The organism is Pseudomonas paraveronii (assembly GCF_963681955.1).
Classification (GTDB): Bacteria; Pseudomonadota; Gammaproteobacteria; order Pseudomonadales; family Pseudomonadaceae; genus Aquipseudomonas; species Aquipseudomonas paraveronii.
Window position 1 is genome coordinate 1,372,906 of record NZ_OY817130.1, and the last position, 22,466, is coordinate 1,395,371.

Here is a 22,466-nt window from a genome sequence, read left to right on the forward strand (position 1 = left end):
GGATTTGCCATGATCGGAATCGATAGGAACACCGGGGCAGCCGTCGATGACTGGCTGCAATTCGTGCAGCGCGCCACCCGAGCGCTGACCACCCCCGTGGGCACTCGCCAGAAGCGTCCGTTGTACGGCTCGCTGATCCCCCAACTGCTCGGGCAGAACCTCGGCGACGACCTCTTGATCCTCGCCCAAAGCCACGCCGCCAAAGCGTTCTACAACATCGAGAACGGCATCGCCGACTTTCAACCCCAAGTCATCGTCGCCACCCGCCAGGGCGCCGGTCTGTTGCTGCGGTTTGCCGGCACCTGGAAAAACCGCCAACAATCCTTCGAGGTCATGACATGAGCATGCTGATCCCTGGCCAGAACCAACTGGCAGAGCCGGCGATCATTGCCGTCGACGCGTTCGAGCCGTTGCTGGCGGAGTTCAAGGCGTTTGTCATTGACTACGTCGCCACCCGTGCGCCGCAAAGCGCCGCCAAACTCAAGGTCAGCCTCGACAACGAAAGCGAACTGCTGACCCTGGCCCTGGAAGCGTTTTGCGTGCGCCTGCAAACCCACGAGCGCAAGTACAACGCGCGCATCAAGCAGATGCTGGCGTGGTGGGCCACCGGCAGTAACCTCGACGCGCGCCTGGCCGATATGGGGCTGGAGCGCCAGGTGCTGGACCCCGGTGACCCGGCGGCCTTCCCGCCGGTGCCGCCGACATTGGAAAGCGACGACGACGCACGGCTGCGCTATTACTTGGCGCCCCACGCGCCGGCGGCGGGTTCGCGCATGCAGTATCGCCGCGAGGTGTTCACCCTCGGCGAACGACCGGCGGTGAACGTGGAAAGCGCGACACCGGGTGTCGTCACGGTCACCTATACCTTCGACCCGGATGGCTATGCGGCGCAGGTCAAGGACGGCAATGGCCGACGCACCGCCCCCGGTGAGGTGAGGGTGACGGTGCTGTCCAGGGACGGCGACGGAACCCCTTCTGCCGATTTGCTTGACGGCGTGCGCAGACATTTCGCACGGCCCGATGTACGGCCGGAAACGGATCTCGTCACGGTCCAAAGTGCGCAGATCCAACGCTACAAGATTCGCGTGGTGGCCAAGATCAACGCCGGCCCGGACTCGGGCCTGACCCAAGTGGCCGCGCAACGCTTGCTGCAAACCTACGCTGAATCCTGTCACCGCCTGGAAGGGCGCGTCGACCCGAGCTGGATCGACTACGCCATCCACAGCGCCGGAGCGGCGCAACTGCAAATCCTCGAACCGCTGGCGCCGATTGTCTGCTCGGCGTTCCAGGCACCGTACTGCACGGGCGTCGAGGTGGAGGTGCGCACGCTATGAGTGAGCCCAAATCGAGTTTGTTGCCCGCCAATGGCGCACCGTTGGAAAAGGCGTTGGACCTGGGGTTTGGCCACTTGCTGGAACGGATCATGCCGCCGTTTCCGGCGTTGATGAACCCGCTGCAAACGCCCTCCGAATTCCTTCCCTACCTGGCCGCCGATCGGGGCGTCAGTGAATGGGACGCGGATGCCAGCGAAACGGAAAAGCGCCTCACCGTGGGCTTGTCCTGGCAGATCCAGCGCCAGGCGGGCACGCCCAAGGCCTTGAGTTATGCGGTGGAGTCGCTGGGTTTCAGCCCCAACATCAGCGCCTGGTATCAACAGCGGCCGCTGGGCGTGCCTTACACCTTCGATGTGCAGGCGATCATCGGGCGCAGTTGGTCCAGCGGCGACCATAACCGCTTGATCCGCCGTATCAACGCCGCGAAGAGCGAGCGCGACCAGGCGACGATTACCGTGGTTCACCAGACGCAAGCACGCCTTGGCCTGACCGCGATTGTCCACGCCCCGTTTAACGACAGCGAGTTCAGCCTGCAAGGCGCGTTACCCGAACTTGCCTTGGGCGCTCGACTTAACAGTGCCGGCGTTGCCCGGCACTACACCATTAACGACTACGACCTCAGGGCGCAGCCATGACAGATGACATTACGCGCCTGGTGCGCTTCACCTCCAAAGGTTTGGATGAAGTGCTGCAGGCAAAGAACCAGGGCTTGAAAGGCGAAATCACCCACATCGGCGCCGGCACCGGCCGCTACAACCCAGACGGCACGGAAGTGGCCTTGCGTGACGAGCGCCAGCGGGTGGCGATTGTGGATTACGAGGACTTGGGCGAGCGCCAACTCAGGATGGCCGCGCTGTTCGATGGCGATGGCGAGTATGAGATTGGTGAGTTCGGTTTTTACCTCGCCAGTGGGACGTTGTTGGCGGTGTATTCGGTAGCTGGGAAGTTGCTGACGTATAAAGCGGCGGCGGCTCGGGTGTTGCAGAAGTTTACGTTGGATGTTTCGCCGTTGCCGGCACAAAGCGTGACAGTGGTGGTAGGTACTGAGAATCTTAATATCCTCATCGCCGATGAATTAGCGGCTGTTGCTGCGGCGAATATTGATAATATGGCTCGTCATCTTGGAGTGCTCTTTCGCATCATGCAAGTGGAGAAAAAATAGCTTTAAATATTAATAGTTTGTTTGGTCTCTTTAGCTATCGTTTATATGGTTGCTGGGTGGCCTGAAATGGCAAAGTAAAGGAGATACTATTTTGAGTACGGAAACGCAAATAGCCAACTTGGTTCAGGCCTCCAATAACCTGACAAGTGCTGTGAATGGAAAAATTGGTGCTATCGACGTACGAATGGATCAGGCTCGTGCAGAATTTGACCAATTTCGTGCGCTTAAGGATGTTGTTGGAGGTGTTGGTGAGCCTGGGACGTTGTTGATGAGTGTTTTTCAGGGGCTTATTTGGGGAACTGGAGCGCCTTATGACGTCGGGGCGACGGGCGGGATGGTCGCAACGGATCTTGGATCCTCAATGAATGTATACGTCCACTTCAAATTGCCATTTTCCATTAACTCAGATGATCAGATGTTTTGGCTGAATATTCGCGGTTATAGTTACGGTAGCTCTTTGGTACTGGACGAAACATTCGCAGGCTACGTTTACTCTCCACAGCGTGCAGTTATCAATCAGTCGTGTTTTGGGAAATTTGAACCCGCTATTTACGCGGATGCGGCTGGCAATGCTGTATGTCGTATAAAAATCCCCAATGTCTATGTCACATCTTTGCGGCTTGATACTATGCAGGTTGGCCGGTATCGCGCAATTAAGTTGGGTGATATTAAATCTAAGCTCTCTCTCTCGTCGACGGTGGTTTTTTAAATGAATGAATCCTCTGTAGATACCGTTCCATCTCTTATCCTCAGCAAGGAAGGCTTGGAACTATTGGAGTGGTCAAGTATTCGCGTTCGTCGTGATCAACTGTTGCGCGACACAGATCATACTCAAGTTCAGGACAGTCCCCTTGACGAAAGTCAGCGTGTTCAGGTTGCGGCTTACCGGAGACTTTTGAGGGATGTTCCGCAAGACGTTGGTGATCCGTTCGCCGTGGTATGGCCCGAAAGGCCGACCTTCCTGAAGTGATATACAACCGCGAAAGCGGTTTTTTTTCGTCTCCCCAAAGCCCCTCCCGCAGGGGCTTTGGTGTTTTCCACCCGGAGAATTCAACACATGCCCACTCGCCAAACCTACACCGTCCTAATCCCATTCCCCACCGGCGCCGGCCATTGGTCCACCGCCGGCCAGGAATTGGAACTGCTGGACGTCGAAGCATCCGCCCTGCGCACCGCTGGCCGCTTGGAACTGACCAGCGTCCTCAATACCACCCCCAAGAAGGCTGAATAATCATGGCTGAGGTTTTGAACTTCGAGCACAACGGCATCACTGTGAACGCAACTGAGTCCCCCGAGGCCATGGGTGGCCTGGGGGATAACGTGATCGGCCTGGTCGGCACCGCGCCGAATGCCCACGCATCGATCCCGAAAAACGCCCCGTTCCGCATCAACAGCTTCACCACCCAGGCGCTGCTGGACCCTAGCGGCAGTGAAGCGGGCACGCTGTTTCAGGCGGTGTACCAGATCCTCAAAGTGGTCAAGGTGCCGGTCTACGTGGTGATCGTGGAGGAGGGCGCGACCCCGGCTGACACGCTCAACAATGTGATCGGCGGTAACGAACCGATTACCGGCCGCAAACTCGGCCTGGCGGCCCTGAGCAGTGTGCCGGAAGACCTGACCATCATCGGCGCCCCAGGCTTCACTGGCACCAAGGCCGTGGCGGGCGAGTTCGCCGCCTTCGGCAAGCGCATCAAGGCCCGCGTGGTGCTGGATGGCAAGGACGCCTCAGTTGCCGATCAGGTGACCTACAGCGGCGAACTGGGCGGTGCCGATCTTGGCTTCGACCGTTGCCTGCTGGTACACAACATGCCGTCGGTGTACTCCAAGGCGGCGAAGAAGAACGTGTTTCTTTCGCCGTCGTCCCTGGCCATCGCTGCACTGGCCAAGGTCAAACAGTGGGAAAGCCCGGGCAATCAGGTGACCTTCGCCGAGGACGTTTCTCGCGTGGTTGAGTACAACATCCTCGACACCTCCACCGAAGGCGACCTGCTCAACCGCTACGGCGTGAGCTACTACGCTCGCACCATCCTCGGCGGTTTTTCGCTGCTGGGTAACCGCTCCATCACTGGCAAGTTCATCAGCTACGTCGGCCTGGAAGACGCCATCAGCCGCAAGTTGGTCAAGGCCGGGCAGAAGGCGATGGCCAAGAACCTCACCAAGTCCTTCATGGACCAAGAGGTCAAGCGCATCAACGACTGGCTGCAAACCCTGGTCGCTGACGAAACCATCCCCGGTGGCAGCGTGTACCTGCACCCGGAGTTGAACAGTGTCGAGAAGTACAAGAACGGTACCTGGTTCATCGTTATCGACTACGGCCGCTACGCGCCGAACGAACACATGATTTATCAACTCAATGCCCGCGATGAAATCATCGAGCAGTTCCTGGAGGACGTTCTCTAATGTTTACCAACCGAGTCAGACAGGCCATTGCGGCCACCCTCCAAGGCCTGCCGCTGTCCGCGACCGTGGAAGAATTCACCCCGCCGAAGATCGAGTTCGACATGGAGCCCATGTCCGGCGGGCGCTTCATTGCCGAGGAAATGGCCAAGAGCGGCAAAGTGCTCAATGCCAAGCTGATCCTGCAAGGCGCCGGCCCGGAAATCATGCTGGCCTTGGGCGTGCGGATGGGTGACGACATTCTGCTGAACGTGCGTGAAGCCGGCCAGGACCAGGACGGCAAGACCTACTTCACCTACCACACCGTGGGCGGCAAGCTCAAATCCCTGGAGGAGGCGAAGCTGAAGATGGGCGAGAAGGCCACCACCACGCTGGAGCTGTCTTGCCGCACCTATAACCGCCTGGAAAACGGCATCTCGGTGATCGACATCGACGTGCGTACCCAGAAGTTCGTCCTCAACGGCGTCGACATGCTGGGCGACGCCCGCCGTGCGGTGCTGATGCCGTAAGCCCTCGGGGGCGGGCTCGCTCGCCCCACACTTGACCAAGGAATTGCCCCATGGCCTGGATGCCGCCGCTGCACCTCCTGCTGTCCCCGATCACCGCCGATACCGGCGCGACGATCCAGCAGGTTCAACTCAAACCGTTGTTCTACGCCGCGCAAAAAGACGCGCTGGCCCGGGCCGGTGATGACGAGGACGACCAGTTTTTCGAACTGGCGAAACTCGCCACCGGCCTGTCGGAAAAAGAGCTCGACCAACTCAAGCGCCCGGACTACGTGAGCATCGCCCAATACGTACATGAGATGTCGACGCGCCCGGCGTGGTTCTTCCTGGACCCGCTTGAAGCGCCGACCTTCGACGAGCCCGTTCAATTGTTGCTGCCCCTGGAGGCCGCCGGCCGCACCTTCAGCGCATTGCCCCTGGAAATGCCCGCCCTGCGCGCGACCAAAGTGATGAAAAAACTCGCCACCAACAAAGAGCGCGCCGAGTTCATCACCGCCCACTGCACCGGCCTGATGATCCCCGACCTGGCTGGCCTGACCGTGCCTGACTGGACGGAATTGCAGGAGCGCATCGATGATTTTTTAAACAAACCGGCGGACTTCTTTCGGAGCGCGACATCGAAGTGATCCTCGACGTGGTGCCGCTGATTTACTCGGTCAATGAAGCGGAAATCCTCGACTGGGACGCCGGAAAAGCACTGCGCCGCTACGACATCGCGATCAATCGCCTTGGCGTCAAACAGGAGTAGAGCGGGATGCAAGAGACTCAATACGAGATCAGGCTCGCCGAGGAAGACAAGCGCTGGATGACCTTTGCGGCCCTGTCCAACGAGGCGACGCTCAACAGTGTGCTGACACCCCTTCCCGAAAGTTTTGTCGGGCCTTCCAGCCTGGATGCCGAACCGCAGCCATCGTCGGAACTCGGCCTGGCGCTGGTCACGGTGAGCCTGGATATCAACGCCTTGACCCTGGAGCAAGTGCGGCTGCGCGAGACACTGGAAACGCTCAACAGCACGTTATTCATTACCAGTGATTCACTGGCGCTCAGGACGGTCGATACCTCCTCGCAGGCGCAGAACAGTCAGCCCAAAGAACCGCCGCCGGCAGCCGACTCCTGGGTCGACAAAGGCCTACAGTTCGGGGCCGATGCGGCGAAGACCATTGCCAAGGATGTGGGCTCGAGTTTGTGGGATACGGTCAAGAGCAGGGTCTCGGGCAAGGCCATCGATGCGCTGGCGCAAAAGTTTCCCAAAGCCGGCAAGTGGCTCAAAGACGACAAAGACAAGGACTGCTGCTGCCGCGGCGAGTCTCTTCGTGGCGCCACCACCCCGAGCATCATCTTGCCGCCTGGCTATGACCGTTCTGGCGGGAAAAAGACGTCCGCGAAAAAAACCGCCAAGTCGACGCTGTGGCGGGAGTTGCCCGTTCCCCGTGGCCCTGGCCCGTTAAAGTATGCCGACACCGCCATCAATGTGATCCAGGGTCTACGCGATGGCGACGCGAAAACAGTCGCCACCGGCCTGTCTACGGCCGGTGGTGCCTGGGCCGGCGCCTCCGCCGGTGCGGCCATCGGCACCCTGGTGTTCCCTGGCATCGGTACGGCTGTAGGCGGCGCAATCGGCGGCTTGCTCGGCAGTGAGGCGGGCGCTTGGCTCGGGGACAGACTGTTCAGCCCAGGTGACCGCCTGCCTGCACCCAGCGCCGTCAGCAAGGAACTCAACAGCGCGCGCTCGGACAACGTGCAAGTCACCCTTGCCCCCAGCATCCAGATCACCGGCGTCAACCCCGCCGATGCGCAGCAGGTGGTCAACCAGGTGATCCAGGCCCTGCAATTCCAATGCATGCCGATGCTCTCCGACACCCTCGGGCTCCGGCGCAACGCGGCACTGGCCGATCCAGGAGGTGATTGATGCGACAACAGATGGTGCTGGGCGATTTCATTTTTGGGCTCGCCCGTGGGTTTGCCTATTCCTCGCTGACCCGTAACAGCGACGGCGGCTGGGCTGACCTGACGATTATCGCGAGCAAACCGCAGTCGCGGCAGAACGGCCAGAAACTGGAAAAACTCACCTTCGGCGGCACGGCGATGTACGGCGTGGGCATGCAACGCTTGGACGAGTTGCGCGCCCTGCAAAATCAACGCGTGCCGCTGCCGCTGGTGGATGGTATCGGCCGCAACTGGGGCTTGTGGCGGATCAATTCGGTGATGGAAACCCAAAGCAACGTGATCGATGACGGCACCGCCATGCTCATGACCTGGAGCCTTGAACTGGAGGAATTCGTCAATGCGTAGAGTGCGAAGTATTGCCGGTGATTCAGTCAACCTGCTGCTCTACCGCGAACTGGGACGTTGCGATGATGCCGCGGAAGAAACCCTCTGGCGCTTGAACCCCACGCTTGCCGAATACGGCCCGGTGCTGCCGGCTGGCGTGTGGGTGATCGTGCCGGAAATGGCGTCGCGGCCGGCTGCGCTGCGCCTCGTTTCGGCCTGGGATTAAGAAGGAGGCTACATGGCTCAGGGATTTACGCCCATTGTGGAGTTCTATGGCGCCAACGCCGCGCTGCTCAATCAACGTCTGATGCACTGGAGCCACACCGACGCGGCGGGCATTGAGTCCGACCGCCTTGAACTGACGATCAACATCGAGGGTCTGGAGGGCCTGCCGAGCCTGAGTGGCAAGATCGGTTTGCGCGTCGGTTATAAGGAGTCTGGCTTGGTGGAAAAAGGCGAGTTTGTCATCACCCAGCGCACGCCGGTGCTGTTTCCCATGCGCCTGATGATCGTCGCCACCGCGGCGCCCTTCAGCGCGGGCGATGCCAGTGGTTATCGCCAGCGTCGATCCGCCAGTTATGGACCGATCACCCTGGGCGCGCTGTTTCGCCAACTGGTCAGCCGCCACGGCTATTCACCGCGGGTGGCGCCGGCGCTGGAAGGCATTGCGATTGCTCACATCGACCAATCCAATGAAAGCGACATGGCGTTCATCACCCGCCTGGCGAAACGTTATGGCGCCGTCACCAAACCGATCAACGAACTGTACGTGCTCGCCGAGGCCGGGCAGGTCAAGTCACTCTCCGGCCAGCAACTGCCGGACGTGACACTGTCGGTCACCGAGGACAATCGCCCCGGCGATCAAGCATTCATCACCGCCAAGCTCGACGAAACCTCGCGCGCCAAATACCAGGGCAGCCGCGTCACCTGGTGGGATGCCGCCGCGGGCAAGCAGCGGGTGGTTCAGGTCGGGGTTGCGCCCTTCAAGACCTTGCGCCAGCGCTGCCAGAACGAAGCCGAGGCGCGGGCGGTGGCTGAGGGGGAGTTGCGCCGCGTGGGGCGTGAAGACCTCAAGCTGCAGATCGATTGTCCGGGGAACCCGCTGTTGGCGGCCGAAGGGCTGTTGCTGCTGGATGACACCTGGCCTTCCTACATGCAGGGACGCTGGTCGATTACCAAGGTGACGCACGTAGGCGACCCGGTGACGGGCTATCGCAGTTCGGTCACGGCCGGCGGGTTGTCGGCGTAATGCCTTTTACGGAGTAGGACTCATGCTGATAACACTGCCCCAGTTGCTTTACGTCATGCCGGGTGCCCGCCTTAGCGCGGGCATTTTTCTATCCTCGTTAAATACGGCATTCGCTCGGTACGCGATCAATACTCCCAAACGCCTCGCCGCTTGCCTCGCCCAGATCGGCCACGAATCCGGCGAGTTGCGCTATGTCCGCGAACTGGGCAGCGATCAATACCTGAGCCAATACGATACCGGCACCCTGGCTGCTCGCCTGGGCAACACCCCCGAAGCGGATGGCGACGGCCAGAAGTACCGGGGCAGGGGGCTGATTCAGATCACCGGGCGTCGCAACTATTTAATCTGTAGCCAAGCGTTGTTTGGCGACGAGCGCCTGCTGCTGCAACCGCAATTGCTGGAACAACCGCAATGGGCCGCCGAATCCGCCGCCTGGTTCTGGCACAGCAACGGCCTGAACGAACTGGCGGACAACGACCAGTTCAGCACCATTACCCGGCGCATCAACGGCGGTCTCAACGGCCTGGAGGAGCGTTTGCGATTGTGGGCGCGCGCGAAGGCAGTGCTATGCGTTTCCTAGCGGCCTGGCGCCTGATCGGCGTATGCCTGCTGAGCGCGTTCGTGTGGCAGGTGCAAGCCTGGCGCTATGGCGCGCAGCTTGAGGCGCAATCGGCGGTCCATGCACAGGCGCTCAGCCAGCAAAACCAGCTAGCCTTGCGCCAGCAACAGGCGCAGCAGGACCAACGGCGGGCGCTTGAGCAACAACTCAACGCCAGCGACCAACAACATACTCAGGAGTTGAGCGATGCCCACCGTAATCAGGCCGCTCTGCGCGATCGCCTGGCCACTGCTGATGTGCGGTTGTCAGTCCTCCTCGACACCAGTCACTGCGCCAGTGGCTGCGCAATGCCTGCCACCGCCGCCGGCGGCGTGGTTCATGCAGCCCCGCGAGCCCGACTTGACCCGGCGCATGCTCAGCGAATTATCGCCATCACCGACGACGGTGATAACGCCGTGATCGCCTTGCGTGCCTGTCAGGCGTATGTGCGGGCCATCGCGCGTTAGTGTCTTGAGGCGCGCTGCAACTTGCATGGCTGATGGGCTCCTGTAGGGTAGGCAAACGCCCGCCCATTCCAGGAGACGACCGTGAAAGAAATCACCCCACTTGCCGCTGAACTGGGTCGACGTTTACAGGTGCTCAATGCCCACGTCACTACTGCCGAGTCGTGTACCGGTGGCGGCATCGCCGAAGCCATCACGCGGATACCCGGGAGTTCGGCGTGGTTCGAAGCGGGATATGTCACCTATTCCAACCGGCAGAAGACTCGGCAACTGGATGTGCCGGAGGAACTGTTCGGAAAAGTGGGGGCCGTCAGCCGCGAGGTGGTCGAGGCCATGGTCAGGGGCGCCCAGGAAAAAAGCCTGGCGCGCTTTGCCGTGGCGGTCAGCGGTGTGGCCGGCCCCGATGGCGGCTCGCCGGACAAGCCGGTAGGCACGGTATGGCTGGCTTTCGGCGTGGGTGACGAGGTCACGGCCGAGCTCCAGCACTTCTCCGGCAACCGCGACGAGGTCCGCCGACAAACGGTAAAGGCCGCGCTAGAGGGCTTGTTGCGACGAGCTGCAGCAGAAATAGAAAATCAGGGGTAGGCGATCTCCGATCTTTGTGGAACAATACTGTCTACTTATACAGGTGTTGGCCGTCAGGCCTTATTGATTACGTGAGGACTTTAATGGACGAGAACAAGAAGAAAGCCTTGGCTGCGGCCCTGGGTCAGATCGAACGTCAATTCGGCAAGGGTGCCGTAATGCGTATGGGCGATCACGACCGTCAGGCGATCCCGGCTATTTCTACTGGCTCTCTGGGTCTGGACATCGCGCTCGGCATTGGCGGTCTGCCAAAAGGCCGTATCGTTGAAATCTACGGTCCTGAATCTTCTGGTAAAACCACCCTGACGCTGTCGGTGATTGCCCAGGCGCAAAAGATGGGCGCCACCTGCGCGTTCGTCGACGCCGAGCACGCCCTGGACCCTGAATACGCTGGCAAGCTGGGCGTCAATGTTGACGACCTGCTGGTTTCCCAGCCGGACACCGGTGAGCAAGCCCTGGAAATCACCGACATGCTGGTGCGCTCCAACGCCATCGACGTGATCGTGGTCGACTCCGTGGCGGCCCTGGTGCCGAAAGCTGAAATCGAAGGCGAAATGGGTGACATGCACGTGGGCCTGCAGGCCCGTCTGATGTCCCAGGCGCTGCGTAAAATCACCGGTAACATCAAGAACGCCAATTGCCTGGTGATCTTCATCAACCAGATCCGGATGAAAATCGGCGTCATGTTCGGCAGCCCGGAAACCACCACGGGTGGTAACGCGCTGAAGTTCTATGCTTCGGTCCGTCTGGACATCCGCCGTACCGGCGCGGTGAAGGAAGGTGACGAGGTTGTCGGTAGCGAAACCCGCGTCAAGGTCGTGAAGAACAAAGTGGCCCCGCCATTCCGTCAGGCTGAGTTCCAGATTCTCTACGGTAAAGGCATCTACCTGAACGGCGAGATGATCGACCTGGGCGTGCTGCACGGTTTCGTCGAGAAATCCGGTGCCTGGTATGCCTACAACGGCAGCAAGATCGGTCAGGGCAAGGCCAACTCGGCCAAGTTCCTGGCGGACAACCCGGATATCGCCGCCACGCTTGAGAAGCAGATCCGCGACAAGCTGCTGACTCCTGCGCCGGACGTGAAAGCTGCTGCCAACCGCGCGCCGGTTGACGAAATGGAAGAAGTCGACACTGACGTCTGAACCAAACGATGACTGTTGTGCTGGATACACTCGTCGCCGTTCGGCGCACTGCGATGGACCTGCTCGCGCGCCGCGAGCATGGTCGAGTCGAACTGACGCGTAAACTGCGTCAGCGCGGTGCGTCTGCCGAGATGATCGACAGTGCCCTCGACCGCTTGACGGAAGAAGGGTTGCTGTCGGAAGCCCGTTACCTCGAAAGTTTTGTGTCCTACCGAGCGCGCTCTGGCTATGGTCCTGCGCGCATTCGTGAAGAACTGAGCCAGCGTGGCCTACAACGCGCCGACATCGACCTCGCCCTGCGCGAGTGCGGTATCAGTTGGCAGTCGCAACTGGAAGATACCTGGCGTCGCAAGTTCTCTGGGCATCTTCCGATTGATGCCAGAGAGCGCGCGAAACAAGGGCGCTTCCTGAGTTATCGCGGGTTTTCGATGGAAATGATCAATCGGTTGTTCAGCGGTCGGGACATGGACGACTGAACAACGCAAAAAATAAAAGGCCCGCTATGAAAATAGCGGGCCTTTTTTTTGCTCAAAAATCACGCCGGCTCCGGCGCCACCCGTTGTTGTGTCTTGCCCTGAGCCTGCGCCCAGTTCTCCGGCAAGTTGATGTAATCCACCAACTCCCGCAACCGGCCCTGATCACGCCCGTTGAAGTTGAACACCAGTCGCGTCAGATGACTGAACTGCGGCTCATCATGCTCTTCTCCGGTATAGGCGAGTTGCTGGAAGTCGCCGCTCAGCCGCAGGCTGGCGAATTCTTTTTGCACCTGAGCCAGCGCCCGCTCACTGAGCGGATGATGCATGCGCATCACAAACTCGCGCTTCAGCCAGCGGGTAGAGTGGAAGTTGGCGTAGAACTGGTTGATCTCGTCCACCGCTGCTTCGGCGCTGTACACCAGGCGCACCAGCTTCAGGTCAGTGGGCAGGATATAGCGATTGGCTTCCAGTTGGCTGCGGATAAAGTCCAGGGCGCCTTGCCAGAAACCGCCGCCTGGTGCATCGAGTAACACCACCGGCACCAGTGGGCTCTTGCCGGTCTGGATCAGCGTCAGCACTTCAAGCGCTTCATCCAGGGTGCCGAAACCACCCGGGCATAACACCAGCGCATCGGCCTCCTTGACGAAGAACAGCTTGCGCGTAAAGAAGAAGTGGAATGACAGCAGGTTCTCGGTGCCATCGATGGTCGGGTTGGCATGTTGTTCGAACGGCAAGGTAATGTTGAAGCCCAGGCTGTGCTCCAGGCCGGCCCCTTCGTGGGCGGCGGCCATGATGCCGCCACCGCCGCCGGTGATCACCATCAGATCGGAGCGCGCCAGCGCCGCGCCCACTTCCCGGGCCAGGGCGTAGAGCGGGCTTTCCATCGGCGTGCGCGCCGAGCCGAACACGGTAACTTTGCGTCGCCCCTTGAACTGTTCCAGCACGCGGAAGGCGTGGTCCAGTTCGCGGATAGCTTGCAAGGTGATTTTGGCGTTCCAGCGGCTGCGGTCGTCTTGGGCCATGCGCAGCGCGGTGAGGATCATGTCGCGATAAAGAGGAATATTCGGGCTGTCGGGAGCGATCAACTGGAGTTGAGCTTCGACCTGCTGCGTGAGGTCGACCCCGTTCGCTTCAAAATGCTGGAGCAGGCGCTCATTCGGTTCGTAAGGCATTCAACTTCTCCTTCTTCACAGAGCCTGGGCTGGCGGCGAGATTCGTCCGTGGCCACGACACTGCATGCCAAGGCATTGCACGGTGTTCGCCAAGCGGCAAAGTGCGGCTCTGTATGTTCCTTGTGATTTAAAAACCTTTGCACTGCACGTGGCAGGAGGACAACTCTGTTTTGCCCTGAAAATGTTACAGAACAGCATGGGAACTGGGCTGAGCGGGCAGTAGGAATGAGACGATCATGGGCCGAAAAACCCTTGGCTGGCAACCGCTTATTGGTCTTACGTCAGAACGTGCGGCGCTTGGTGGAAAACGCAAACGAGGGAAGTGCGCGCCACTGGACAGCGGCGCGCGGGGGCAAGTACGACTTACTTTTTCTTCTTCGCCGCCGCCGGTGCCGGGCAGTCCGCTTCGACGAATTTCACCGATGCTACCGGGCGGTTGGTCTTGTTTTCGGAGATGTCATAACGCATGACCGCGCCCTTGGCCATCAGCTCGCGGTAGCCTTTGTTCAGGCACACGCTTTGCCCCAGTTGGAAATACACCGCCTTGGGGTTGGCACGCATCTGTTCGGCACGATCAGGCAGCACGCTGAGGTGATCGATCAACTGCATTCCTTCAACGGTATAGGCCACTTCCAGGGTTTTTTCATCGATTTCCCGGGGCAGGTCCTTGTTGCTTTCAGCCGCGACGCTTTGCAGCTTCTTGTTCATTTGGGCCTCCAGCAGCGAGGCCGCCTGAGCGCCAACAGGCAAGACCAGCGCAAGGGCGACGGATGGGGCGACAAGACGCAGCATGGAACGCAGCATGAAACTCTCCTGATTCGGTTACTGGTGCATAGACCAGCCACTGGGCTGTGCGTTCAGTGGCGCGCAATTATAGGTGAGCCCTGGCCAGTACAGCCAGGCGTATTGCTGGGAAGTGCGTGTGGCTCTGGTAAACTGCGGCCACTTAAGCCTTCCTCGAGTTCCCTCAGTGTCAATTTCCCCTTCCGTGCGGCGCATCCGATGAGCCACGCCGTCTCTCGTCTGCGTACCCAGCGCCTGGCGCGCGCCATCAGGCCTTTCGTCAATCGGGGTTCGCGTGCCGAGCGCTGCCCCGGCTGCCGGGTGATCCCCGCCTATTGTTTGTGTGCCTGGCGGCCCAAGGTCCAGGCCCGGTCTGCGATGTGCCTGTTGATGCACGACGTCGAACCGATGAAGCCCAGCAACACAGGCTGGCTGATCGCCGATGTGATCGACGACACCAGCGCGTTCGCCTGGTCGCGCACCGAGGTTGATCCCGAATTGCTCACCCTGCTGGCTGACCCGCAGTGGCAACCCTACATCGTGTTCCCCGGCGAATTCGTGGCGCCGGAGCGGGTGGTCAGTGAGGTCAAGGTAGGGGAGGGCAAGCGCCCGCTGTTTATTCTGCTGGACGGCACGTGGAGCGAAGCGCGCAAGATGTTCCGCAAAAGTCCTTATTTGGAGCATTTGCCGGTCCTCAGCCTGGCTCCGGAACAGCTGTCGCGCTACAAACTGCGTCGTTCCAAGCGTGATGATCATTTCTGCACCGCCGAAGTCGCCGCGCTGTGCCTGGAGCTGGCCGACGACGGCGCGGCCAGCGAAGTGCTGGACGCTTACCTCGACGTGTTCAGCACCCATTATCTGGCCGCCAAGTTCCAGTTACCGCTGGACTTGACGGATATCGTCCATACTCGTCTAGCGCCCTACATCCCGGCGGTATAACCAGACGACGTTTGCATGATGGCACTGTGAATTCAACCGCCGCTAAACTGCCCATTGGCGTAGTGCTTGACCACCCAGGCTGCGCTGGGCATGCTGGGCGCCGATCAGGGCGCAACCGTGAATTTCCAACGTCGTTTCAGGTGCTTTTGACGTTGAGCATGCCCTGTGGTGATGGCTGCCTGGCCGTTACCTTGTGTATTGGCGAACCCTGAACCCATCAGGGCTGCCATAAAAAACAGGATCATTTAATCAATGGCCACATACGAAATCCTGATAGCTGATGACCACCCGCTGTTTCGCAGTGCGCTGCATCAGGCAGTAACGCTGGGCCTGGGCCCGGATGTACGTCTGGTTGAAGTGGCTAGCATTGCCGAGCTGGAAACCCGCCTCACCGAAAAATCCGACTGGGACCTGGTGCTGCTCGACCTGAACATGCCTGGTGCCTACGGATTTTCAGGGCTGGTGCTGTTACGCGGGCAATACCCGCAGATCCCCGTGGTGATGGTCTCGGCCCAGGAAGAAGCCGATGTGGTGGTGCGCTCCAAGGAGTTTGGCGCCAGCGGTTTCATTCCCAAGTCGAGCTCCATGGAAGATATCCAGAAAGCCGTGCGCACGGTGCTGGATGGCGATGTGTCCTGGCCGCCGCAGGCGTTTGAAGAAATCAATGTGTCCGACGAAGCCAAGGCTGCCCGTGATGGCCTGGCCAGCCTGACGCCCCAGCAGTTTCGGGTACTCACCATGGTGTGCGAAGGGTTGTTGAACAAGCAGATCGCCTACGAGTTGAGCGTGTCGGAAGCGACCATCAAGGCCCACGTCACCGCGATCTTTCGCAAGCTGGGAGTGCGCACGCGAACCCAGGCGGCGTTGCTCTTGCAACAACTTGAGTCAATTTCGCAGCATTAAGCTGTTGCCAATTCACGCTTTTTTGACTTTGCGTGATCTAGTTTTCCCACTTCTTTGGTTCAGTTGCCTACATCTATGTCGCCTTTCAAGGGTCAAACCGGTATCAAACGTATCTTTAACGCAGGGGGCTATTCCCTGGATGGCCTGCGCGCAGCCTTCACCGGTGAGGCGGCATTCCGTCAGTTGGTGTTGCTGAACGTCATCCTGATCCCGCTGAGTTTTTTCCTGCATGTCAGCCGCGTCGAACGGGCGCTGTTGATTGCGGTGTGCCTGCTGGCGTTGATCGTCGAGTTGCTCAACTCGGCGGTGGAAGCGGCCATCGACCGCATTTCCCTGGACCGTCACCCACTGTCGAAAAACGCCAAGGACATGGGCAGCGCCGCGCAATTCGTGGCACTGACCATGATCGCCCTGGTGTGGGCCGTGATCCTGATCTAAGCCTCAGGCAATGCTCGGCAGCACGATTTCGTCGCTGCGCTGGACCCCTGCGGTGAAGGCGCGGCACAGTTCCAGAAACTCGCGCATCGCCGAGGTCTGGTATTTCTGCTTGTGCCAGATGAAGTAGAACTGCCGGGCCAGGTCCAGGTCCGGGGTTTCTACCGGCACCAGGCTGCCACGGCGGAAGGCATCGCGCAGCGCCAGCCGCGAAATGCAGCCAATCCCCAGCCCAGACTCCACCGCACGTTTGATCGCTTCGGTGTGTTCCAGCTCGAGGCGAATATTCAGCGCGCTGCGATGATGACGCATGGCCTGATCAAAGGTCAGCCGCGTGCCCGAGCCTTGTTCGCGCAGAATCCACGCTTCATGGGTCAATTCTTCCATGGTGGCCACGCCGCGCTGGGCCAGGTGATGCTGAGGCGCGCAAAACACCACCAGCTCATCTTCCACCCAGGTTTGCACTTCGATATCCGGGTGGCTGCAGTCGCCTTCGATTAGACCCAGGTCAATTTCGTAATGCGCGACTTGGTGCACGATATGTGCAGTGTTCTGCACATGCAGCTTCACCTGGCTCTCGGGGTGCTGCTGCATGAAGCTGCCGATCAGCAGCGTGGCCAGGTAATTGCCGATGGTCAGCGTGGCGCCAACGGCCAGCGAGCCGAAGCCGGACTTGCCGTTGAGCAGGTCTTCGATCTCCTTGGACTGGTCCAGCAGGGCGACCGCCTGGGGCAATAACTGACGGCCGAGGGCGTTGAGGCTCAGGCGTTTACCCGCCCGATCGAACAATTGGCAGCTGGATTGACGCTCCAGCTCGGTGATTGAGGTGCTGGCGGCGGACTGAGACAAGGCCAGAAGGCCAGCAGCGCGTGAGACGCTTTCCTGCTGGGCGACGGCGACGAAGACTTGCAGTTGACGGAGAGTAAATCGCATATCGATATAACCGATAACCCTTATCTTAATAATCCAGTTAACAGATATTGTCGCCGCGATTAGAATGCTGTGCAATTGCGCACTTATCATTTGGCGCAGACCCATCTCCAGGAGTCCCCCGTACATGAGCAACATGAACCACGAGCGTGTCCTCAGTGTTCATCACTGGAACGACACTCTGTTCAGCTTCAAGTGCACCCGCGATCCGGGCTTGCGCTTCGAGAACGGTCAGTTCGTGATGATCGGCCTGCAACAGCCCAACGGCCGCCCACTCATGCGCGCTTATTCGATTGCCAGCCCGAACTGGGAAGAGCATCTGGAGTTCTTCAGCATCAAGGTGCCCGATGGCCCGCTGACTTCCCAGTTGCAGCACCTGAAGGAAGGCGATGAGATCATCATCAGCAAAAAGCCGACAGGCACCCTGGTGCTTGACGATTTGAAGCCGGGCAAGCACTTGTACCTGCTCAGCACCGGTACGGGCCTCGCGCCGTTCATGAGCGTGATCCAGGACCCGGAAACCTACGAGCGTTTCGAAAAAGTGATCCTGTGCCACGGCGTGCGTTACGTCAACGAAGTCGCCTACCGCGAATTCATCACCGAGCACTTGCCGCAGAATGAATTCTTCGGCGAAGCCCTGCGTGAAAAGTTGATCTACTACCCCACCGTGACCCGCGAGCCGTTCGAACACCAAGGTCGCCTGACCGACCTGATGCGCAGTGGCAAGCTGTTCCGCGATATCGGCCTGCCACCGATCAACCCCGAGGACGACCGCGCTATGCTGTGCGGCAGCCCAAGCATGTTGGACGAGACCAGCGAAGTGTTGAACAGCTTCGGCCTGAAAGTTTCGCCACGGATGCGTGAACCGGGTGACTATCTGATCGAACGCGCCTTCGTCGAGAAGTAAACGCGGTCAAACAAATGTGGGAGGGGGCAAGCCCCCTCCCACATTTGTTTTCGGTTTATTCAGCTGCAATCACTTCCAGCACACAGATGACGCCCGCCTCGGGATAGTGCCAACGCACATCCACATCCCAGAACCGCACCCCGTATTCACGCTCTGGCCCGGGCGTTTGATAGGCCGGCCGCGGGTCTTGTGCCAAACACTGCTCGATCAACTCCACCAGCGGTTCAGCAAGGCGCTGAGCGTGGCCTTGTGCCTGGTGCAGAGCCGTCTTCAGCCACTGCACGGGAATCAGTTGCGGCGCGCTACTGGCGATGTCGTTGGTGGCGCTGTCGATGATGTCGGCATACGGCACATATGGCTTGATATCCAACACCGGCGTGCCGTCGAGCAGATCGATCCCGGAGATCCACAGCCGGCCCGGTTCGACCTTGTCCAGCTTCACCACCGACTGGCCAATCCCGTTGGGCCGATGGGTCGCGCGGGTGGCAAACACGCCCATGGACGTGTTGCCACCCAGGCGTGGCGGGCGCACTTTCAGGCGGGGCTTGTCTTCGAGGGCCTGGTGGAACAGAAACAGCAGCCACACATGGCTGACCTGCTCCAGGCCTTGCACCGCCTCGCCGTGGTCGAACGGCGCGACCAACTCCAGCACGCCGCGGGCGGCAGGCGCCAGTTGCGGTTGGCGCGGGATGGCGAACTTCTCCTTGAAGCAGGAGCGCACGAAACCGACGGGCGAGACCTGGTAACTCATGGCTTACGCGCGAACCCGCAGGGTCAGGCCCTTGAGGAAGTTGCGCAGCAACTGGTCGCCGCAGGTGCGGTAATTGGTGTGGCCGAACTTGCGGAACAGCGCGCTCAGCTCAGGCTTGGACACCGGGAACTCGGCAGCCTTGAGGATGGCGTGCATGTCGTCTTCCTTCAGTTCGAAGGCCACGCGCAGCTTCTTGAGGATGATGTTGTTGGTCACCGGGGTTTCGATCGGCTGCGGCGCACGGCTGTCGTCCTTGCCGCGCTTGAAAATCACCAGGCCGTCAAGGAAGTGCGCCATGACCTCGTCCGGGCAGAACACAAAGCCTTCTTCCTCGTCTTTCTTGAGGTAAGTCAGCAGGTCTTCCTTGGTCACGTCCATGCCGCCGAGTTTGATCAGCTCGACCATCTTGTTGTCGCTGATGTCGAGCATGTAGCGCACGCTGCGCAGTACGTCGTTGTGAATCATGGTGGGCAATCCTGGTTTTCAACGGTGGACACCGCCCACGCAGGCGGTGTCGAAAAAGGGGGAGGGGCTCAGAACTTCTCTTTGCCGGACAGGTAGCGCCATTGGCCCACCGGCACCTTGCCGATGGACACACCACCGATGCGGATGCGACGGATGGCGATGACTTTCAAGCCGACGGCTTCGCAGAACAAGGCAATCACCCCAGGTTGCGGGTTTTTCATCGCAAAGCGCAGGCGGTTTTCGTTCTGCCAACTGGCTTTCACTGCTGGCAGCTCTTTGCCTTTGTAGGTCAGGCCGTGGTTGAGGCGGTTCAGGCCGTGAGCAACCATGTCACCTTCGACCTCCACCACGTATTCCTGCTCGATCTTGGCGGCATCGGCGGTCAACTTGCGCAGAATCTTCCAATCCTGGGTAAACACCAACAGGCCGCTGGCCTTGGCTTGCAGGTCGGCGCTGGCGGTCAGGCGCAGGAAGTGGCCCTTGAGCGGGCGCTTGCTGAAGCGGTGTTCTTCCGACAGCGTTTCGGCGCTGATCGAAGCCATCGCCGTCTCGGCATCCACGCCGACAGGCGCGTGCAGCAGGATGGTCACCGGCTCTGGCGCGGTGGCCTTGGCCTCGGGGTCCAGTTCGACCTTCTGGGTGGTGACCTTGAACTGCGGCTCGTCGATCACTTCACCGTCCACCGAGACCCAGCCGCCTTCGATAAACAGCTCAGCCTCCCGACGGGAGCAACCGACCAGTTCGATAAGGCGTTTGGAGAGGCGTATGGGGTCAGTCATGACAAAGGCCGTAGCAAAAGGGGGCCACTATTGTACCTGTGTGGACGCGGTTAATCCCGGCCCCATTTCATTTAGCCCTGACGCGCCTCTTGCTGCACCTGGCGCAAACGCATGTGCAGCAGCGGATAAGGTTGCCCAAGGCCATCATGCTCCGTGCGGCCGATGACCTCGAAGCCTTGCTTGACGTAAAAACCCAGCGCCTGCGGGTTCTGTTCGTTGACGTCCAGCTCATCGGCGTTCATGCACTCGATCGCATAACGCAGCAATTGCTTGCCCAGGCCCTGGCCACGGTGCTGTGGGTCGATAAACAGCATCTCGACCTTGCCCGCGGCCACCCCGGCGAACCCGGTGATGCGTTGGTGCGTGTCCTTGGTGCAGATCAGCATGACCGCATCCAGGTAGCGGGTCAGCACCAGGTTTTTCAGCAACGTGATGTAGCTGTCCGGCAGAAAATCATGGGTGGCACGCACCGAATCCTCCCAGATACGCGCCAATTCCGCGAAGTCGCTGGTTTTGGGGGTGTGGATAACCGAATGCTGACGCATGTCCGCTGCCCTTTTGTAGATGATCGGGACCGATGGGCAAGACGATAGACCTAAAAAAGCCCCGCATCTTGTTCAGAGGCAGGGCTTTTCGAGTTTTTTTTAGCGGTGCCTGATGCTATCAGCCGCGCTTTTCAGCCCACAGGTCGTATTCGTCGGCATCGGTCACGGTGCACCAGACTTTGTCACCCGGTTTCAAACCGCTGGCATCGTCGATAAACACGTTACCGTCGATTTCCGGTGCGTCGAAGAAGCAGCGGCCCACGGCGCCTTGCTCGTCGACTTCGTCGATCAGCACTTCGATTTCCTTGCCGATGCGCAGTTGCAGGCGCGCCGAGCTGATCGCCTGCTGGTGCGCCATGAAACGCTCCCAACGGTCCTGCTTGACGTCATCCGGCACCACGGCCAGGTCCAGCAGGTTGGCCGGAGCGCCTTCCACCGGCGAGTACTGGAAGCAACCGACGCGGTCCAACTGGGCTTCGGTCAGCCAGTCGAGCAGGTACTGGAAGTCTTCCTCGGTTTCGCCAGGGAAGCCGACGATGAAGGTCGAACGGATGATCAGATCCGGGCAGATCTCGCGCCAGTTCTTGATGCGCGCCAGGGTCTTGTCTTCGAAGGCCGGGCGTTTCATGGCCTTGAGCACTTTCGGGCTGGCGTGCTGGAACGGGATGTCCAGGTACGGCAGGATCTTGCCGGCGGCCATCAACGGGATCAGCTCGTCCACGTGGGGGTACGGGTACACGTAATGCAGGCGCACCCACACGCCCAGGCTGCTGAGGGCTTCGCACAGTTCGGTCATGCGGGTTTTCACCGGCGCGCCGTTCCAGAAGCCGGTGCGGTATTTCACGTCGACGCCGTAGGCACTGGTGTCCTGGGAGATCACCAACAGCTCTTTCACGCCGGATTTGACCAGGCGCTGGGCTTCGTCGAGCACGTCACCCACCGGGCGGCTGACCAGCTTGCCGCGCATCGATGGGATGATGCAGAAGCTGCAGCTATGGTTGCAGCCTTCGGAAATCTTCAGGTAAGCGTAATGGCGCGGGGTCAACTTGATGCCTTGCGGCGGCACCAGGTCGATCAGCGGGTTGTGGTCCTGGCGCGGCGGCACCACTTGATGCACGGCGTTGACCACCTGCTCGTACTGCTGCGGACCGGTCACGGCCAGCACGCTCGGGTGTACGTTGCGGATATTGCCTTCTTCCACGCCCATGCAGCCGGTGACGATGACCTTGCCGTTTTCCTTGATGGCCTCGCCGATCACTTCCAGGGATTCCGCCTTGGCCGAGTCGATGAAGCCGCAGGTGTTGACCACCACCACGTCGGCGTCCTGGTAAGTGGACACGACGTCATAACCTTCCATGCGCAGTTGCGTCAGGATGCGTTCGGAGTCGACCAGAGCCTTTGGGCAACCCAGGGAAACAAAGCCGACCTTGGGGTTGGCTTTTGCGATGGTGGTGGACATGTCTAACCTCGGTATTGAATGACGCCGCCAGTCGGGCACGACAAGGCGGTAGACGGGCACTTAGCGCACTCGTGAGAGAGGGGCTTTTATGCCTCTGATCAAAAAGTGCGCAATTCTAGCGACGGGCAACGCACTTGACCAGCTTTATGCAGGGAAATACGACGAGTGCTGCGCTATGCTTCGCGCCGTTGCTCGCGGGTGAAATCCTTGGGTC

The 22,466-nt window shown here is 60.0% G+C and carries 32 protein-coding genes; 24 read left to right on the forward strand and 8 right to left on the reverse strand.

The features are described 5' to 3' along the window. Nucleotides 1-9 precede the first annotated feature (9 nt). The 20 genes from U5A08_RS06010 (at nucleotide 10) to recX (ending at nucleotide 12,184) form a co-directional block, all read left to right on the forward strand. Nucleotides 10-342: a phage baseplate protein gene (locus tag U5A08_RS06010; protein ID WP_253393638.1), complete on the forward strand. Its 333-nt coding sequence runs from the start codon at nucleotides 10-12 to the stop codon at nucleotides 340-342. After that, complete coding sequence (locus tag U5A08_RS06015; RefSeq protein ID WP_321850741.1) at nucleotides 339-1,334, forward strand: baseplate J/gp47 family protein; 996 nt, start codon at nucleotides 339-341, stop codon at nucleotides 1,332-1,334. Before U5A08_RS06010 ends, U5A08_RS06015 begins: the two co-directional genes overlap by 4 nt. Then, nucleotides 1,331-1,969, forward strand: coding sequence for a phage tail protein I (locus U5A08_RS06020; RefSeq protein ID WP_321850742.1), 639 nt, complete (start codon nucleotides 1,331-1,333; stop codon nucleotides 1,967-1,969). The genes U5A08_RS06015 and U5A08_RS06020 overlap by 4 nt, the downstream gene beginning before the upstream one ends. Next, complete coding sequence (locus tag U5A08_RS06025) at nucleotides 1,966-2,496, forward strand: hypothetical protein (RefSeq protein WP_201021945.1); 531 nt, start codon at nucleotides 1,966-1,968, stop codon at nucleotides 2,494-2,496. Before U5A08_RS06020 ends, U5A08_RS06025 begins: the two co-directional genes overlap by 4 nt. Nucleotides 2,497-2,587: 91 nt before the next feature. Beyond that, on the forward strand, nucleotides 2,588-3,205 hold the full coding sequence (locus U5A08_RS06030) for a hypothetical protein (RefSeq protein WP_253393641.1): 618 nt from the start codon (nucleotides 2,588-2,590) through the stop codon (nucleotides 3,203-3,205). Next, complete coding sequence (locus U5A08_RS06035) at nucleotides 3,206-3,466, forward strand: tail fiber assembly protein (RefSeq protein WP_253393643.1); 261 nt, start codon at nucleotides 3,206-3,208, stop codon at nucleotides 3,464-3,466. Between the two features lie 87 nt (nucleotides 3,467-3,553). Further along, complete coding sequence (locus U5A08_RS06040; protein ID WP_017844649.1) at nucleotides 3,554-3,727, forward strand: hypothetical protein; 174 nt, start codon at nucleotides 3,554-3,556, stop codon at nucleotides 3,725-3,727. A gap of 2 nt (nucleotides 3,728-3,729) precedes the next feature. Then, nucleotides 3,730-4,896, forward strand: coding sequence for a phage tail sheath protein (locus U5A08_RS06045; protein WP_321850745.1), 1,167 nt, complete (start codon nucleotides 3,730-3,732; stop codon nucleotides 4,894-4,896). Next, nucleotides 4,896-5,402 (forward strand): phage major tail tube protein, encoded by a 507-nt coding sequence (locus U5A08_RS06050; RefSeq protein ID WP_321850747.1) that lies wholly within the window; start codon nucleotides 4,896-4,898, stop codon nucleotides 5,400-5,402. Before U5A08_RS06045 ends, U5A08_RS06050 begins: the two co-directional genes overlap by 1 nt. A gap of 50 nt (nucleotides 5,403-5,452) precedes the next feature. Continuing rightward, entirely contained in the window at nucleotides 5,453-6,025 is a 573-nt protein-coding gene (locus tag U5A08_RS06055) for a phage tail assembly protein (protein WP_321850748.1), read from the forward strand. Next, on the forward strand, nucleotides 6,022-6,147 hold the full coding sequence (locus tag U5A08_RS06060) for a hypothetical protein (RefSeq protein WP_260473885.1): 126 nt from the start codon (nucleotides 6,022-6,024) through the stop codon (nucleotides 6,145-6,147). Before U5A08_RS06055 ends, U5A08_RS06060 begins: the two co-directional genes overlap by 4 nt. Before the next feature lie 6 nt (nucleotides 6,148-6,153). Then, nucleotides 6,154-7,308 carry a glycine zipper domain-containing protein gene (locus U5A08_RS06065; protein WP_321850750.1) on the forward strand — a complete coding sequence of 385 codons (1,155 nt, stop codon included), beginning with the start codon at nucleotides 6,154-6,156 and terminating at the stop codon, nucleotides 7,306-7,308. Further along, nucleotides 7,308-7,691 (forward strand): phage tail protein, encoded by a 384-nt coding sequence (locus U5A08_RS06070; RefSeq protein WP_321850752.1) that lies wholly within the window; start codon nucleotides 7,308-7,310, stop codon nucleotides 7,689-7,691. The genes U5A08_RS06065 and U5A08_RS06070 overlap by 1 nt, the downstream gene beginning before the upstream one ends. Then, the gene (locus U5A08_RS06075) at nucleotides 7,684-7,896 is read left to right on the forward strand and encodes a tail protein X (RefSeq protein WP_017844656.1); all 213 of its coding nucleotides are present in this window, start codon (nucleotides 7,684-7,686) and stop codon (nucleotides 7,894-7,896) included. Before U5A08_RS06070 ends, U5A08_RS06075 begins: the two co-directional genes overlap by 8 nt. Before the next feature lie 12 nt (nucleotides 7,897-7,908). Then, nucleotides 7,909-8,919 carry a contractile injection system protein, VgrG/Pvc8 family gene (locus U5A08_RS06080; RefSeq protein ID WP_321850754.1) on the forward strand — a complete coding sequence of 337 codons (1,011 nt, stop codon included), beginning with the start codon at nucleotides 7,909-7,911 and terminating at the stop codon, nucleotides 8,917-8,919. Between the two features lie 22 nt (nucleotides 8,920-8,941). Next, nucleotides 8,942-9,499: a glycoside hydrolase family 19 protein gene (locus tag U5A08_RS06085; protein WP_253393657.1), complete on the forward strand. Its 558-nt coding sequence runs from the start codon at nucleotides 8,942-8,944 to the stop codon at nucleotides 9,497-9,499. Then, a complete protein-coding gene (locus U5A08_RS06090) occupies nucleotides 9,487-9,984 on the forward strand; it encodes a lysis system i-spanin subunit Rz (protein WP_321850757.1) in 498 nt (165 codons plus the stop codon). Before U5A08_RS06085 ends, U5A08_RS06090 begins: the two co-directional genes overlap by 13 nt. A gap of 81 nt (nucleotides 9,985-10,065) precedes the next feature. Then, entirely contained in the window at nucleotides 10,066-10,566 is a 501-nt protein-coding gene (locus U5A08_RS06095) for a CinA family protein (protein ID WP_253393659.1), read from the forward strand. 83 nt (nucleotides 10,567-10,649) lie between these two features. Then, entirely contained in the window at nucleotides 10,650-11,708 is a 1,059-nt protein-coding gene (gene recA / locus U5A08_RS06100; RefSeq protein ID WP_247408227.1) for a recombinase RecA, read from the forward strand. Between the two features lie 8 nt (nucleotides 11,709-11,716). Next, complete coding sequence (gene recX / locus U5A08_RS06105; RefSeq protein WP_321850761.1) at nucleotides 11,717-12,184, forward strand: recombination regulator RecX; 468 nt, start codon at nucleotides 11,717-11,719, stop codon at nucleotides 12,182-12,184. Between the two features lie 59 nt (nucleotides 12,185-12,243). On the opposite strand, the gene U5A08_RS06110 is transcribed toward recX, so the two are convergent. Both U5A08_RS06110 and U5A08_RS06115 read right to left on the reverse strand, forming a co-directional pair. Then, nucleotides 12,244-13,356, reverse strand: coding sequence for an LOG family protein (locus tag U5A08_RS06110; protein ID WP_253393662.1), 1,113 nt, complete (start codon nucleotides 13,354-13,356; stop codon nucleotides 12,244-12,246). Nucleotides 13,357-13,719: 363 nt separating this feature from the next. Next, nucleotides 13,720-14,160, reverse strand: coding sequence for a PA3611 family quorum-sensing-regulated virulence factor (locus U5A08_RS06115; protein WP_253393663.1), 441 nt, complete (start codon nucleotides 14,158-14,160; stop codon nucleotides 13,720-13,722). 198 nt (nucleotides 14,161-14,358) lie between these two features. Here U5A08_RS06115 and U5A08_RS06120 point away from each other — a divergent pair, with 198 nt between their 5' ends. From U5A08_RS06120 to U5A08_RS06130, 3 genes are all read left to right on the forward strand, one after another. Then, nucleotides 14,359-15,078 carry a tRNA-uridine aminocarboxypropyltransferase gene (locus U5A08_RS06120; RefSeq protein ID WP_321850765.1) on the forward strand — a complete coding sequence of 240 codons (720 nt, stop codon included), beginning with the start codon at nucleotides 14,359-14,361 and terminating at the stop codon, nucleotides 15,076-15,078. A 252-nt stretch (nucleotides 15,079-15,330) separates the two neighbouring features. After that, nucleotides 15,331-15,981, forward strand: a complete 651-nt coding sequence (erdR, locus tag U5A08_RS06125) for a response regulator transcription factor ErdR (protein ID WP_247402905.1) — start codon at nucleotides 15,331-15,333, stop codon at nucleotides 15,979-15,981. A 75-nt stretch (nucleotides 15,982-16,056) separates the two neighbouring features. Beyond that, a complete protein-coding gene (locus tag U5A08_RS06130) occupies nucleotides 16,057-16,419 on the forward strand; it encodes a diacylglycerol kinase (protein WP_247402908.1) in 363 nt (120 codons plus the stop codon). A gap of 3 nt (nucleotides 16,420-16,422) precedes the next feature. On the opposite strand, the gene U5A08_RS06135 is transcribed toward U5A08_RS06130, so the two are convergent. Continuing rightward, on the reverse strand, nucleotides 16,423-17,349 hold the full coding sequence (locus U5A08_RS06135; RefSeq protein WP_247402911.1) for a LysR family transcriptional regulator: 927 nt from the start codon (nucleotides 17,347-17,349) through the stop codon (nucleotides 16,423-16,425). A 124-nt stretch (nucleotides 17,350-17,473) separates the two neighbouring features. On the opposite strand from U5A08_RS06135, the gene fpr reads away from it, so the two are divergent. After that, nucleotides 17,474-18,253 carry a ferredoxin-NADP reductase gene (gene fpr, locus U5A08_RS06140; RefSeq protein ID WP_247402915.1) on the forward strand — a complete coding sequence of 260 codons (780 nt, stop codon included), beginning with the start codon at nucleotides 17,474-17,476 and terminating at the stop codon, nucleotides 18,251-18,253. A gap of 55 nt (nucleotides 18,254-18,308) precedes the next feature. Here the strand turns inward: fpr and tsaA are convergent, their stop codons facing one another. The 5 genes from tsaA to rimO all read right to left on the reverse strand — a co-directional run bounded on the left by tsaA (nucleotide 18,309) and on the right by rimO (nucleotide 22,252). Next, a complete protein-coding gene (tsaA, locus tag U5A08_RS06145; protein WP_253393665.1) occupies nucleotides 18,309-19,004 on the reverse strand; it encodes a tRNA (N6-threonylcarbamoyladenosine(37)-N6)-methyltransferase TrmO in 696 nt (231 codons plus the stop codon). A gap of 3 nt (nucleotides 19,005-19,007) precedes the next feature. Continuing rightward, nucleotides 19,008-19,469, reverse strand: a complete 462-nt coding sequence (locus U5A08_RS06150) for a YehS family protein (RefSeq protein WP_253393666.1) — start codon at nucleotides 19,467-19,469, stop codon at nucleotides 19,008-19,010. A 68-nt stretch (nucleotides 19,470-19,537) separates the two neighbouring features. After that, a complete protein-coding gene (locus tag U5A08_RS06155) occupies nucleotides 19,538-20,248 on the reverse strand; it encodes an rRNA pseudouridine synthase (protein WP_053254683.1) in 711 nt (236 codons plus the stop codon). A 71-nt stretch (nucleotides 20,249-20,319) separates the two neighbouring features. Next, nucleotides 20,320-20,793 (reverse strand): GNAT family N-acetyltransferase, encoded by a 474-nt coding sequence (locus tag U5A08_RS06160; RefSeq protein ID WP_253393667.1) that lies wholly within the window; start codon nucleotides 20,791-20,793, stop codon nucleotides 20,320-20,322. Between the two features lie 118 nt (nucleotides 20,794-20,911). Beyond that, complete coding sequence (rimO, locus tag U5A08_RS06165) at nucleotides 20,912-22,252, reverse strand: 30S ribosomal protein S12 methylthiotransferase RimO (RefSeq protein ID WP_425262818.1); 1,341 nt, start codon at nucleotides 22,250-22,252, stop codon at nucleotides 20,912-20,914. Between the last annotated feature and the right edge of the window lie 214 nt (nucleotides 22,253-22,466).